The organism is Streptomyces gobiensis, assembly GCF_021216675.1.
Lineage (GTDB): Bacteria > Actinomycetota > Actinomycetes > Streptomycetales > Streptomycetaceae > Streptomyces > Streptomyces gobiensis.
Genome location: NZ_CP086120.1, coordinates 2240642 through 2254364 on the forward strand (window position 1 = coordinate 2240642; position 13723 = coordinate 2254364).

A 13723-nucleotide genomic window follows, 5' to 3' on the forward strand; every position below is an offset into this window, starting at 1 on the left:
CGTACCGCGCGGGCTGGACCTCCACCGCCGGGGCGTTGATGGTCAGGCCGGGCATGCCGGCGAAGTGAAACGCCGTGGCGGCCACTTGGTTCGGGTGGCCGCCACCCGGTTGGGCAGACCATATCGACGCGACGCCCCCGCAGTCGGCAGGCGGCGTGAGGGGGTGGGTAGGGGTGGGTTGTTCCGGACGCTTGCCCGTGATTTGTGGTCCGACACGGGCCTCACCGGCCAGCTCAACGTAACCGGCCGTCGGGCCGTAAATCATGGGTCCGGAACGGCCCACCCCGGACCGCCCCCGACCCACCCACGGCGGGAAGCCGAAGGGGGACCGAAGTAACCGATCACGTGGGGAATTTGCGGGCGACCAGGCGCCAGCAGAACTCCAGGCTCACCGCCGCCGCTGCCGCGATGGCGACCGCCGTCCAGGGCATCACCGCGCCCACCAGCCTCAGCCGGAAGAACTCCTGCAGCCAGGGAACGACCAGCACAACCAGGAAGCAGAGTCCCATGGTGAGCACGAGACCGATCCGCCACCAGGTATAGGGCCGGGCGACGATGAGCAGCACCCAGATCGCCACCAGGAAGAGGGTCAGCGTCGCCACGCTGGTCTCCGCGTCCAGCTCCCCCGGGCCCGAGTAGTAGAGCCGGGCCAGCAGATACGCGGTGAATGTCGCGGTCGCGGCGATCAGACCGGCCGGGACGGCGTACCGCATCACCCGCCGTACGAAGTGCGGCTTGGCCCGTTCCTTGTTCGGCGCCAGCGCCAGAAAGAACGCCGGGACGCCGATCGTGAGCGTGGACAGCAGCGTCAGATGGCGGGGCAGGAAGGGGTACGGGATCTGCCAGATGATGACCAGCATGGCGAGGAGGACCGAGTAGACGGTCTTGGTGAGGAAGAGGGTGGCGACGCGTTCGATGTTGCCGATGACCCGGCGGCCTTCGGCGACGACGGAGGGCAGAGTCGCGAAGCTGTTGTTCAGCAGGACGATCTGCGCGACGGCTTTGGTGGCCTCGGAGCCGGAGCCCATCGCGACGCCGATGTCGGCGTCCTTGAGGGCGAGGACGTCGTTGACCCCGTCGCCGGTCATGGCGACATCGTGGCCGCGGGCCTGGAGCGCGCCGACCATGTCCCGTTTCTGCTGCGGGGCGACCCGGCCGAACACCGTGCTGTCCTCGATGGCCCGGGCCTTCGCTTCCGTGTCGTCGGGCAGCTGACGGGCGTCGACCGGGCCGTCGGCGCTCGGCAGGTTGAGCTTGCTGGCGACCGCGCCGGCGGAGACCGCGTTATCACCCGAGATTACCTTCGCCGCGACATCCTGCTCCTCGAAGTAGCGCAGGGTGTCAGCCGCGTCGGGGCGCAGCCGCTGCTCCAGTACGACCAGCGCCTGCGGGGCGACCGCCTCGGTGACCCGGGGGTCGTCCAGGGTCCGCTCGGCGCGGGCCAGCAGCAGCACCCGTAGCCCCTGAGCGTTCAGGTCCTCGGTTTCGGCGAGGTGGGGATCCTCGGCGGGCAGCAGTACATCGGGGGCGCCCAGCAGCCAGGTGCTGGACGTGCCGTCCGGCCCGTCGAAGGTGGCACCGCTGTACTTGCGGGCGGAGGAGAACGGCAGTGAGTCGGTGCACTGCCAGCCGTTGGCCTCATCGGACGGAAAGGCGTCGATGATCGCCTGAAGGCTCGCGTTCGGCCGTGGATCGGCGTCCCCCAGCGCGCCCAGCACCTGCCGCAGGGAGGTGTCATCAGCGCCACCGAGGGGGCGCAGCTCGCTGACGTCCATGCCGCCCTGGGTGAGGGTGCCGGTCTTGTCCAGGCACACCACATCCACCCGTGCCAGCCCCTCAATCGCGGGCAGCTCCTGCACCAGACAGCGCTGACGGCCCAGCCGGATGACGCCGATGGCGAAGGCGACGGAGGTGAGGAGGACCAGGCCCTCGGGGACCATGGGCACGATGCCCCCGACCATCCGGCGGATGGCCTCGTAGACGTCCGCGTGCTCGATGAACAACTGGCTGATGATCAGGCCGATCGCGGCCGGGATCATCATGTAGGTGACGTATTTCAGGATGGTGCTGATGCCGCTGCGCAGCTCCGAGTGGACGAGGGTGAAGCGGGAGGCCTCTTCGGCGAGCTGAGCCGCGTAGGCCTCGCGGCCGACCTTGGTGGCGGTGAAGGCGCCGCCACCGGCGACCACGAAGCTGCCGGACATCACCGCGTCCCCCGGCTGCTTGACCACGGGGTCGGCCTCGCCGGTCAGCAGTGACTCATCGATCTCCAGGCTGTCGGATTCGGCCACCTCGCCGTCGACGACGACCTTGTCGCCGGGGCTCAGCTCGATCACATCGTCGAGGACGATCGCTCCGGTGGGGAGCTCGGCGCGCTGCCCGTCCCGGCGCACGGTCGGTCTCGCCTCACCGATGACCGCCAGATTGTCGAGGGTCTTCTTGGCCCGTAGCTCCTGGATGATGCCGATCCCCGTATTGGCGATGATCACAAAGCCGAACAGGCCGTCCTGGATCGGGCCGACGACCAGAATGATCGCGAACAGCACTCCGAGGATCGCGTTGAACCGGGTGAAGACATTGGCCCGGATGATGTCGGTGGCCGAACGCGATGACCGTACGGGTACGTCGTTGACCTGTCCTCTGGCTACCCGCTCGGCCACCTCGGCTGAGGTCAGCCCGCTGGCAGCCGGGACCTTCGGATGGGTTTGGCCGCTGTCCTGCCCGCACTCCCCGGCCCCGGCCTCGGGGGCGGCGTCGGCGTCGGCGTCAGCTTCGGCCCGTTGCGTCATGTCTTCGACGGTAAGCGGCTTTCCGCTGCTTTGCGCGCAGCCGGGCGCTACCGATCGCTACCGGTCGCTACTGGTCAGGGGTGCCCTGGTCCTTCGTACGGCGGATCGCCTTCTCCCGGGCGCGGACGTACCAGATGCCGATCAGGCCCAGGCCCGCACCGGCCAGACAGGTCCAGATCCACCAGTCGTAGTCACGGTCCGCGTACCAGCGGTAGAAGGGGAGCTGGACGAGGAAGAGCACAAACCAGATGATGGTGCCGCCGGTGACGGTGGCGACGACATTGCCCTCCAGCGGCTCCGGTGCCTGGCGGTCACCGCTCGTCCACTTCTTCAAGCGCATGGTCTGGGCCAGCCTCTCCGGTTCTGGTGTGGCACCAGCGTAACCAGTGCCCGCGGCCCCGGACTCAGCCGAGCCGGTAGAAGCGTTCCGTCTCCTCGACGGAGGCCTTGAAGCGTTCGTCGAAGTCATCCCGTATGAGCGTCCGGACGACATAGTCCTGGACGCTCATCTGTCGTTTGGCGGCGTGCGCGCTGAGCCGGTTGAACAGCTCACCGTCTATCCGCAGGCTGAGCACCTTCGATGTCATACGGACCACGGTCCGGGAGGGCCGGGCGTGCGGTGTCAGTTTCCCGCACACCCTCACTCTTTCGTGTGAAAGGGAACACGGAAAATCCACTGGTAGTTAGGCGAGCTAATGAGTTACTCTAACGACCATGCCGGAACTGACCCAGGGGCAGGACGCTGCCGCCGTGAACGCCCTTCGCTCCTCGATCATGCGAATCTCCCGCCGCCTGAGGCACCAGCGGGTCGATGAATCGCTCAGCCCGACCGAGATGTCGGTGCTCGGCACCCTGGCCCGCTGCGGCTCCGCCAGTCCCGGGGAGCTTGCCCGCAGGGAGCATGTGCAGCCGCCGTCCATGACCCGGATCGTGGCGATGCTGGAGGCCAAGGGGCTCGTACGGCTGGAGCCGCACCCCGAGGACCGTCGGCAGAAAGTGGTCACCCAGACCGAGCTGGCCGAGTCCATGCTCGCCGCCAGCCGTACCAAGCGGAACGCCTGGCTGGCGGAGCTGGCCGGTCAGCTCGACGAGGACGAGTGGGCGAAGCTGCGCGAGGCGGCGCCCGTTTTGGAGAGGCTCGCGCATCTGTAAGGAGAGACCTTTTAAAGGAGGCGAACACCCATTGAGTACGGGACCCGGACCACACTCCGCCCCCGCACCCCAGAAGACCTCGATGTTCAGCTCACTGAAGATCCGTAACTACCGGCTCTTCGCGATGGGCCAGATGGTGTCCAACACCGGTACCTGGATGCAGCGCATCGCCCAGGACTGGCTGGTCCACAGCCTCACCGGCTCGGCCACCGCCGTCGGACTGACCGTGGCCCTGCAGTTCCTTCCCATGCTGCTCTTCGGCCTGTACGGCGGTGTCATCGCCGATCGCTACCCCAAGCGCCGACTGCTCCTCATCACCCAGTCGATGATGGGACTGACCGGTCTCGCGCTGGCCGCGCTGACGCTCAGCGGGCAGGTGAACGTCTGGCACGTATACGCACTCGCCTTCGCCCTCGGTCTCGCCACGGTCGTCGACAACCCGGCCCGGCAGACCTTTGTCTCCGAGATGGTCGGCCCCCTCCAGCTGCGTAACGCGGTCTCACTCAACTCCGCCAACTTCCAGTCCGCCCGGCTCGTCGGCCCGGCCGTCGCGGGTGTCATGATCACCGCCGTGGGCAGCGGCTGGGCCTTCCTGCTGAACGGGCTCTCCTTTATCGCGCCCCTCACCGGTCTGCTGCTGATGCGGACCGCCGAGCTGCACAAGACCAAGCGTGCGCCCCGGGCCAAGGGGCAGCTCCGGGAAGGGCTGCACTACGTCCGCAGCCGGCCAGAGCTGATGTGGCCCATCATCCTCGTCGGCTTCATCGGCACCTTCGGCTTCAACTTCCCGATCTGGCTCACCGCCTTCACCGACCGTGTCTTCCACCAGGATGCCGGGGCATACAGCCTGCTCAACGTCCTGATGGCGGTTGGCTCGTTGACCGGCGCACTGCTTGCCGCCCGGCGCAACTCCTCCCGGATGCGGCTGATGGTCGGTGCCGCCGCGCTCTTCGGTGCGCTGGTGATGGCAGCGGCCCTCGCCCCGTCGTTCTGGCTCTTCGCCGCGCTGATGCTGCCCATCGGCATGATGGGGCTGACCTTCAATGTCACCGCGAATTCCAGTGTCCAGCTGGCCACGGACCCGGCCATGCGGGGGCGGGTCATGAGCCTGTTCATGATGGTTTTCTTCGGCGGTACGCCGATCGGCGGCCCGCTCATGGGCTGGATCACGGACACCTACGGTCCCCGTATCGGCCTGCTCGCAGGCGGTGCGATCGCGGTACTGGCCGCCGCGCTGGTGGGGCTGGTACTCGCCCGGATCACCGGGCTGCGGCTGCGGGTCAGGGTGCGCCGGGGATCGCGCGGGGTCGCCTTTGTGCCCCGGGCGCGTACGGCGCCGCCCGCAGGGCCCCTGAAACGTGAGCCCGACCGGGTGCTCAGCCCGGTATCGCAGGGCTGAGACGGAAGAGACGAGTGAGACGCTGGGGCGATGAGACTCTTCGCCGCCGTGATCCCGCCGGAGTCCGTAGCCCATCAGCTGGGTGCCGCGGTCGCCCCGCTGCACACCCTGCCGGGGGCTGACCGGCTGCGGTGGACCGAGCCAGCCGGATGGCACTTCACCATCGCCTTCTACGGTGAGGTGGCCGAGGAGAAGCTGCCCGAGCTGTCCGTCCGGCTGGAGCGTGCGGCGAAGCGGCACCACCCCTTTGAGGTGTGCTTCAGCGGGGGCGGCCGCTTCGGTGACCGGGCGCTGTGGATCGGGGTCGCCGGAGCGGAGGCCCGCGAGGCGATGGCGCGCCTGGCGGCCACCGCACAGGCCGCCGGGCGGCGCGCGGGCGTAACCCATGAGGACCCCCACGCCTATACGGCGCATCTGACGATCGCCCGCAGCCGGGAACGGGGCCGGCCCCGGGCCCCGGGCGGCCGGGTGGCGCTGCTGCCCTACACCGAGGCGCTGGCCGACTTCGCGTCGGTGACCTGGGAGGTTGGCGAGCTGGTCCTGCTGCACAGCCGACCGCCGGTCTCCGGAGTGCCGGGTGAGCGGCCCCGCTATGAGCGAGTGGCGGGCTGGCCGCTGGGCGGGTGACTCAGGCGGTTACCGTGGAGGGTGTGAACTCCAAGACCCGTATCCGTATCGTGACCGGCACGCTGGTGCTGCTGTTCGCTGTCGTCTCGGTGGCGGCCGCGCTCGGTAAGTAAGCGCGGGAAGCAAGCGCGGCCGCCGCGCTCACCGGCTTCGGCTCACCGGCTCCGGCTCACCAGGCGAACGCTTCGGGCGACGGACCCGGGCCCGGGAAGATCTCCTCCAGCGCCGCCAGGAGCTCGTCACCGAGCTCCAGCCGGACCGCGCCCAGCGCCGAAGTGAGCTGATCGGTGGTACGGGGGCCGACGATCGGCCCGGTCACTCCTGGCCGGGTCAGCAGCCAGGCCAGCGCGACCTGGCCCGGCTCCAGACCGTGCTTCTCCAGCAGATTCTCGTACGCCTGAATCTGCTCACGGATCCTGGTGTTCCGCAGCGCGTCCGCGGAGCGGCCGGAGGCCGAACGTGCGGCGCTGCCCTCGCGCTCCTTACGGATCGCACCGCCGAGCAGCCCGCCGTGCAGCGGGGACCACGGGATCACCCCGAGGCCGTAGGCCTGTGCGGCCGGGATGACCTCCATCTCGGCACGGCGCTCGGCGAGGTTGTACAGGCACTGCTCGCTGACGAGGCCCAGGCTGCCCCGGCGGGCGGCGATTTCATTGGCCCGGGCGATATGCCATCCGGCGTGGTTCGACGAACCGGCGTAGAGGATCTTGCCCTGCTGCACAAGGACATCGATGGCCTGCCAGATCTCTTCCCACGGGGTGCGGCGGTCGACGTGGTGGAACTGGTACAGGTCGATGTAGTCGGTCTGGAGCCGCTTGAGGCTCGCGTCGACGGCGCGCCGGATATTGAGAGCGGAGAGCCGGTCGTGGTTGGGCCAGCTGTCGCCGTCCAGGCCCATGTTCCCGTAGACCTTGGTGGCCAGGACGACCTTGTCGCGACGGTCGCCGCCCTTGGCGAACCAGGTTCCGATGATCTCCTCGGTGCGGCCCTTGTTCTCCCCCCAGCCATAGACATTGGCGGTGTCGAAGAGGTTGACGCCCGCGTCAAGCGCGGCGTCCATGATGACGTGGCTTTCGGCCTCATCGGTCTGCGGGCCGAAGTTCATCGTCCCGAGGACGAGTCGGCTGACCTTGAGTCCCGTACGTCCGAGCTGCGTGTACTTCATGGGTTCAGCCAAGCGGTTCGAGCTGGCTCAAAGCAAGGGCGGCAGGCGGGTGAGCAGGCTGCTGCCCGGCCGTACGTTGCTGGCTTTCCCGCCGTGGGGGTCTTCCCTCCCACCCGCCCGTTGAGCCGCTACGCCCCGGGGACAGCCCGCCCCGGCCCGGCTCAGTAGGCACGGGCGCGAACGAGCGTAACTCGGATTACGGCGGAGTACTCGGAGAAGGCCTCTTCGGGGGTGATTCCCTCAGCGCGCATCATCTCCGCATACTTCTCGATGTAGGCCGAGGCCTCGTCATCGCTCAGGGGCGCCGCGTCGACAGTGGCCACTCCCTCAAGAGTGAGAACCCCACCGTCTTCAGCTTCTCGCTCCGTATCGAGATGCAACGCGACCTTGGCGTTGCTGTGGAGGTTCCGAATCTTCGGCGCACTCGGCTGGCTGATAATCAGGAACCCCGCACCAGCCCAGACGAACCCGACCGGCGATGTCTGGGGTTGCCCATCGGGTCGCACGGTCGTCAGCCAGATGGTCTTCTCGTCGTTGAGGCGCTGCTCCGCTTTGGCACGCCTCTCACCTTCCAAGCTGGGGAGGCTCATGATGCTTGCCCACTTCGTCGCCGTGATCCGGAGCCCTCTGGCCACCCACCCATCGGTCTACCCCGAAGGTACCGCCCGTCGGGTCCATCGCAAGGCGGACGCCTTCCCGGCTGGTGAGACGGGCTTATTCCCCCACCAGCCGCAGCTCGTAGTGGACGGGGCGGTCCAGGCGGAGTACGTAGCCGAGGGGGACCAGCACCCCGTGCATCAGGGGGTGCTTGCGGGCCAGGCGGCGGGCGGCGTGCCGCGCCTCGTGGCCCTCGAGCCGCCTGAGGCGGGCCTTCATCGGGGCCCCGGCGGGTGTACCGCCCAGCGTCGCGTGGGTCAGCTCCGCCTCCGGGTAGCGGCGCAGCCGGGCGGTCTTCTCCGCCCGGCTGCGCACACGGACGTACGCGTGGTCGCCCTCCACGGCGATATGGGCCACCGAGCCCACCGGCGAACCGTCCCGGTTGTACGTGGTCAGCCGGATGCGCCGCTCCCGGGCGAACTGCTGCAGGGCCGTGGTCGGAGTGGACATGGGTCGCCACGTACCCGGCATACGGCGCGTAAAACGGCCCAGTGGTGTGGAGCCGCGGATGCGGCTACAGCTGCTCGATGACGTAGTCGACGCAGGCGGTCAGCGCCTCGACATCGGCCGGGTCGATGGCCGGGAACATGGCCACCCGCAGCTGGTTACGGCCCAGCTTGCGGTAGGGCTCGGTGTCCACGATGCCGTTCGCCCGCAGCACCTTGGCGATCTGGGCGGCATCGATGTCGTCGTTGAAGTCGATGGTGCCGACGACCTGCGAACGCTGCGCCGGATCGGTGACGAACGGGGTGGCGTACTTGGCCTCCTCCGCCCAGCCGTACAGACGGCGCGCGGAGTCGGCGGTGCGGCGGACCGCCCAGTCGAGTCCGCCCTGGCCATTGATCCACTCCAGCTGGTCGGCCAGCAGGAACAGCGTGGCCAGCGCCGGGGTGTTGTAGGTCTGGTTCTTCCGCGAGTTGTCGATCGCGGTGGGCAGGTCGAAGAACGCCGGGATATGGCGGTCGCTGGCCGCGATCCGCTCGGCGCGCTCCAGCGCGGCCGGGGAGAAGACCCCGATCCACAGGCCACCGTCGGCCGCGAAGGACTTCTGCGGTGCGAAGTAGTAGACGTCCGTCTCGGCGATGTCGACCGGAAGGCCGCCCGCGCCGGAGGTGGCGTCGACCAGGACGAGGGAGCCTTCGTCAGCGCCCGCGACCCGCTTGATGGGGGTGGCGACACCGGTGGAGGTCTCGTTGTGGGTGAAGGCGTAGACATCCACGCCCTGCTCCGCCTGGGGCAGCGGATGCGTACCGGGCTCGGCGGTGATGATGGTCGGCTCGGCCAGCCAGGGCGCCTGCTTGGCGGCCTTGGCGAACTTCGACGAGAACTCGCCGAACGACAGATGCTGCGACTTGGCCTCGATCAGTCCATGGGTGGCGATGTCCCAGAACGCGGTGGCGCCGCCGTTGCCCAGGACGACCTCGTACCCCTCGGGGAGGGCGAAGAGATCCGCCACGCCCTGGCGGACCTTCCCGACCAGGTTCCGCACCGGGGGCTGCCGGTGTGAGGTGCCCAGCAGAGATGTACCGGTGGCGGCGAGGGCGCTGAGCGCCTCCGTACGCACCTTGGAGGGACCCGAGCCGAATCGACCGTCGGCGGGCTTGATGTCAGCGGGAATCTGGATCTCAGCCACGGTAGCGAGGGTAACCGCTGTACGAGGGGCGAGCGGGGACGTCCACCCCATGAGACGGCAACAACCACCACCGCAACCCTCAACCCCAACCATCAATTGAGCAACCCCAACGGCGAGCAACCAGGTCGGCGAGAGCCGCGCCGGTTTAGGCGCAAAGGCAGCGCAAAGGCAGCGCAAAGGCAGCTAGTCGAACCAGCGGGCCACCGTGAGTTCTGAGGTGCGGGAGGGGTCCTCCAGCAGGGCCGCGACCTCAAAGCGGCGGGGCCAGGCGGCCGCCGCCCAGGCGAGACCGGCGGCCACGCCCTCCAGCGTGCTGGCGTGCAGCACACCGTCGGGGGCCAGCCGCCAGTCCAGCTCAACACCCTCGATCAGCAGCTCGTCGTGCTCGATATAGGTGGTGGGGGCGTCGGGACCCAGCAGGACGCGCACGCTGTCCGGGACCTCGCGGAGCTCACCGTCGGCGGGCGGCCGCGCGTCCAGCATCTCGCTCAGGCGCCGTACCTCCAGCAGCGTGGCGAGCCGGGCCGCCTGGCCGGGACGTACCGGCAGCAGCGCCCGGTCCCCGGCCAGCGGGAGCAGATCCGGGGTGTCCGCTACCACCGTGTCGGCCGCGTCCACGACCCGTACTTCGCCGTTGACCACCGCGCGGAGCTCTTCCGGGAGGGTGACCCCCGCCGGGTCCAGATCGGCCAGCAGCGTGTACAGACCGTGCAGCTGTGCCGGGCCGACCGGGAGCGCGGGGTCGGCCAGCCGGGACAGCAGCTCCGCCGCGCCGCCCGGTTCATCCAGCAGGGCGGCGGCCGAGGTGCGTACCCCCAGGGCGCGCAGCACCTGGGGATCCGCGAAGCCCGAGGCGTCCGCCTCCTCGTAGAGCCCGTCCAGCAGCGGGTCACCGCCGGCGGCCCGCAGACCGGCCGGGCGGCGGCCGTCCAGCACCGGGTGGCCGCGCAGCCACCACGCCGTATAGGGCCGTACGACCTCAGCCGTACCGTCCGGCAGCAGCACCCGCACCGGCGCGGTCAGCGCGTCCCGCAGCGGCGGCTGGGCCAGCATGGCGAGCGCCTGCGGCCAGCGGTCATCGTCGACCAAGTCAAGGTCCCGGACGGCGATGACCTCCGTCGCCACCGGCGGCACCGGGGTCTCGGGCAGCCCGTCCAGCACGTCCTCACACCACACGTCGACCGCGTCGAGCAGCCCGATATCGTCGGGCTCGGCGAAGTCGCTGTCGCGTGGTTCGAGTTCATCCGGGTCAAGGACGACATCCTGGGCCCGTACGAGCGCGAAGTCGGCCAGCACGCCGACGGCCGTGAGCGGCCGCTCCCCCCACCGCTCGGCCAGTTCCGCGTCGCACACCCCCAATTCACCCTCCCGGATGACCTGCTCAAAGGCGCTGCCGGGGAAGACCAGCTCGCCGGCCGGTGCCAGCTCGCCCTCCTCGTCGGGGAGCGCCAGCGCACCCAGCCAGGGCTCATCGCCCGGGCTGAGCCCCGCGTCATGCACCAGCCCCAGCACCGTGTCGGCCAGTTCCTCGGGGTCAAGGCCGGTTTCCTCCCCGAAGCCGCCCTCCCACGCCTCCTCCGCGTCGAGGGACGCGGCGACCGCCGCCCGGACCTGCGGTGTGGTGAGCACCGAACGCGGTGTCGCGGAGGTGGCGCCCAGCTTCTCCAGCAAGGGGTGCGCCGCTTCCTCGTGAGCCACCTTCAGACCGAGCCGGGCGAGCCGGTCGGCGCCGGTCATCTCGGGCAGCGGCAGCAGCACATGACGGGGCCCGATCATGGTGCGGCCTCCCTCCCCGGCCAGCGGCACCGGCAGTCCGGTGAGCCGGTCCGGGTCGACCCCGGCGAGGGAGTCGTAGAGCCGCCGCCACCACGCCGGGTCGCGCTCCACTCCCGCCAGCCGGTCGATGACCTCGCCCAGCGGGATTCGGGGCACACCCAGCGTCCGCAGCTCGGTGCGGCGCTCCAGGCCCGCCGGGAGCAGGCTGGGGAAGAGCTCCGCCAGTACGGCGACGGTCGCCGCCCCCGCGCCCTCCACGATCTCCGCGTCACGCGGGCGCAACGCCTCCGGCTCGCCGTCCTCCGTCTCGGCGCCGCTGGGCAGAAACGGCACCCGGGGCAGCCGCTCCAGCAGTAGCGCCCGCAGGGCGCCGTCCAGCTCGCTCTTGCCCAGCGGTCCCGGCACCAGGTCGATCACCGCGGTGCTCACCGGGTGCCAGTCGCGCAGCAGCGTGGCGTACGTATCGGCGGCGCGCTCCAGCAGGAAGTCCGTCAGCGGACCGGGCGCGACATGGCGCCGGGTCGGCTCCAGGGGGAAGGAGGCGATCAGCAGCGCGGGCAGCCCCAGCGGCTCGTCCGTGGGCGTGGGCGCGTGCACCACCGGCGCCGTACCGGACCGTACGGGCGAGACCGGCGCGCCGTCGGCGTCGACCGGCACCGCCCAGGTGACCGTCCAGCCGGGGCGGCTGCGCTCCTCGACCGGGCGGCCGGTGAAGAGCGCGGGGTCCGCGATCCCCGATTCGCTGGCGACCCGCCACCGCCGGTCGCCGATGACGGTGTACGGGCCCTCCTGGCGTCGCGTCAGGGTGCTGAGGCCCTCCGCCGTTTCGACCGTTACCTCGGCCAGCCCCGGCAGGGTGAGCAGCAGCGCGTCGTCCACCCGGGCCAGCAGCCGGGCGGCGAGCTCCTGCGCGGCGGCGTCCCGCAGCGGCAGCACCACGGCGGTGTCGTAGCCCTCCGGCGCGCTGCCCTCGGCGGGCAGCGGCAGCCGCAGCAGCGGGACATGTCCCTCGCGGCGGCGCAGCTCATCGGCGAGCTCGGGCACCTCGGCGACCATCTCGCGGGCCTCGGACAGCGACCAGCGGACACTGCCGGAACGTCCCACGATGCTGGGCTCATCGGTGACGGCGAGAACGGCGGCGAAACCGACACCGAAGCGGCCGACGGACCGCGCGCCCGCCGCCTCATCCCGTTTCGCCGACGCCCGCAGTGTCGACAGCGACTCCACACCGGCCGCGTCCAGATGCGCGCCCGTATTGGCGGCGACGAGCGTGCCGTCCTTCAGGGTGAGCCGCAGCCTGCCCGGCACTCCGGCGCGGGCGGCCGCGTCGGAGGCGTTCTGGGCGAGCTCGATGACGAGCCGGTCGCGGTAGCCGCCGAGGGCCAGGTCCTCTTCGGCGTTGGCGTCCTCGCGGAACCGGGTGGGCGACGCCGACCAGGCGTCAAGCACGCTGCGGCGGAGGTCTGCGGTACGGAAGAGGTCTACGGCCATGCGGTGACGCTACCGCTCGGTGCGTCACCTGTTTCCAGCTGCCCCGCCGTGAGCGGTCAGTCCCCGGTTTCTGGTCCCTGGTTTCCAGCCCCTGGTCCCTGGTTTCTAGTCCCCGGTTTCGCCGTGCTCTGTCTCGGTTTCCTGGTCGGGCTCCGTGTCGTGCAGGCCGAGCTCGTCCACCCGGGTCTCGTCGATCACCGGCGGCGCCGGGCGCGGCGGCTTCGGCATCACGGCTGCCTCGGAGTGGCCGCCGCAGCCGTAGCTGAGCGAGACGACGTGTCCGTCCGCCGGGGAGAACTCATTCGCGCAGACGCCGAAGGCCTGCCGTAGCGAACCCGAAAGGGGGACGAGGAAGCCACAGGTCACACAGGAGGCGGGGGCCGCCTGAGCCATGGGGGTCTTGGGGCCGTACTCCTCTTCCCAGCGATCGGCCGCCACATGCAGGCCATAGCGGGAGAGCACCCGGGCACGTCCCATGCCCACTTCCTCGGCGAACCCGCTGATTTCGGCGATCCGTGGGACGGGCCGCTGCTCCAGCTCCTCCTCCGCGAGCACGGAGTCCGGCGGCGGCGCGTCCTCCCCGGAGATACCGGGCTCCAGACGCAGATCCTCGGCCTCGGTGGGAAGCAGATCGCCGGGGCCCAGATCGCCGGGGCGCAGCCGCTCGCTCCACGGCACCCATTCGGGGGCGAGGAGCGCGTCCGGGCCGGGCAGCAGAACGGTCTCATCGAGCGTCACGGTCTTCGCGCGGGAGGCGCGGGCGACGGTGACGGCCCAGCGCCAGCCCTGGTAGCCCGGCTCAGCACACTCGAAGAAGTGGGTGACGACGCGGTCGCCGTCGGCGACGGCCCCGAGATGCTCGCCGACCGTGCCGGGCCGGGCGGCCTCTGCGGCCGCTTCCCGGGCGAGTTCGACTGCCTCGGCGCACAGCCGGTCAGGGGTACGGCTTCGCATCGCAGCACTCACAAGAATCGTTTTCTCCTACGCCGTGTCGCGCGTACGCCACCGTGTGCCCGAGCCTGCTGGGTGGGCGG

Annotated in this window: 12 protein-coding genes; 3 read left to right on the forward strand and 9 right to left on the reverse strand. The window is 70.2% G+C overall.

The window, feature by feature from the left end; genetic code table 11:
* Positions 1–341: 341 nt before the first annotated feature.
* The 3 genes from test1122_RS10205 to test1122_RS10215 form a co-directional block, all read right to left on the reverse strand.
* Positions 342–2789 carry a cation-translocating P-type ATPase gene (locus tag test1122_RS10205; protein WP_232268848.1) on the reverse strand — a complete coding sequence of 816 codons (2448 nt, stop codon included), beginning with the start codon at positions 2787–2789 and terminating at the stop codon, positions 342–344.
* Positions 2790–2856: 67 nt separating this feature from the next.
* Complete coding sequence (locus test1122_RS10210; protein ID WP_232268849.1) at positions 2857–3129, reverse strand: DUF2530 domain-containing protein; 273 nt, start codon at positions 3127–3129, stop codon at positions 2857–2859.
* Positions 3130–3193: 64 nt separating this feature from the next.
* Positions 3194–3376, reverse strand: a complete 183-nt coding sequence (locus test1122_RS10215; RefSeq protein WP_232268850.1) for a toxin-antitoxin system HicB family antitoxin — start codon at positions 3374–3376, stop codon at positions 3194–3196.
* A 127-nt stretch (positions 3377–3503) separates the two neighbouring features.
* Here test1122_RS10215 and test1122_RS10220 point away from each other — a divergent pair, with 127 nt between their 5' ends.
* Genes test1122_RS10220 through thpR form a run of 3 tightly spaced genes read left to right on the forward strand, consistent with a single transcriptional unit; the run spans position 3504 to position 5967 of the window.
* Entirely contained in the window at positions 3504–3941 is a 438-nt protein-coding gene (locus test1122_RS10220) for a MarR family winged helix-turn-helix transcriptional regulator (RefSeq protein ID WP_232268851.1), read from the forward strand.
* Positions 3942–3972: 31 nt separating this feature from the next.
* On the forward strand, positions 3973–5340 hold the full coding sequence (locus tag test1122_RS10225) for an MFS transporter (RefSeq protein ID WP_422396959.1): 1368 nt from the start codon (positions 3973–3975) through the stop codon (positions 5338–5340).
* Positions 5341–5370: 30 nt separating this feature from the next.
* Entirely contained in the window at positions 5371–5967 is a 597-nt protein-coding gene (gene thpR / locus test1122_RS10230) for an RNA 2',3'-cyclic phosphodiesterase (protein WP_232268853.1), read from the forward strand.
* A 169-nt stretch (positions 5968–6136) separates the two neighbouring features.
* Here thpR and test1122_RS10235 read toward each other — a convergent pair whose 3' ends face one another.
* The 6 genes from test1122_RS10235 to test1122_RS10260 form a co-directional block, all read right to left on the reverse strand.
* Positions 6137–7132: an aldo/keto reductase gene (locus test1122_RS10235; protein ID WP_232268854.1), complete on the reverse strand. Its 996-nt coding sequence runs from the start codon at positions 7130–7132 to the stop codon at positions 6137–6139.
* A 161-nt stretch (positions 7133–7293) separates the two neighbouring features.
* Positions 7294–7767, reverse strand: a complete 474-nt coding sequence (locus test1122_RS10240; RefSeq protein WP_232268855.1) for a pyridoxamine 5'-phosphate oxidase family protein — start codon at positions 7765–7767, stop codon at positions 7294–7296.
* A 79-nt stretch (positions 7768–7846) separates the two neighbouring features.
* Complete coding sequence (locus test1122_RS10245) at positions 7847–8239, reverse strand: PPOX class F420-dependent oxidoreductase (RefSeq protein WP_232268856.1); 393 nt, start codon at positions 8237–8239, stop codon at positions 7847–7849.
* Between the two features lie 64 nt (positions 8240–8303).
* On the reverse strand, positions 8304–9422 hold the full coding sequence (serC, locus tag test1122_RS10250) for a phosphoserine transaminase (protein WP_232268857.1): 1119 nt from the start codon (positions 9420–9422) through the stop codon (positions 8304–8306).
* Positions 9423–9605: 183 nt separating this feature from the next.
* Positions 9606–12689, reverse strand: a complete 3084-nt coding sequence (locus test1122_RS10255) for a sacsin N-terminal ATP-binding-like domain-containing protein (RefSeq protein ID WP_232268858.1) — start codon at positions 12687–12689, stop codon at positions 9606–9608.
* Between the two features lie 105 nt (positions 12690–12794).
* Complete coding sequence (locus tag test1122_RS10260) at positions 12795–13643, reverse strand: DUF3027 domain-containing protein (protein ID WP_232268859.1); 849 nt, start codon at positions 13641–13643, stop codon at positions 12795–12797.
* Between the last annotated feature and the right edge of the window lie 80 nt (positions 13644–13723).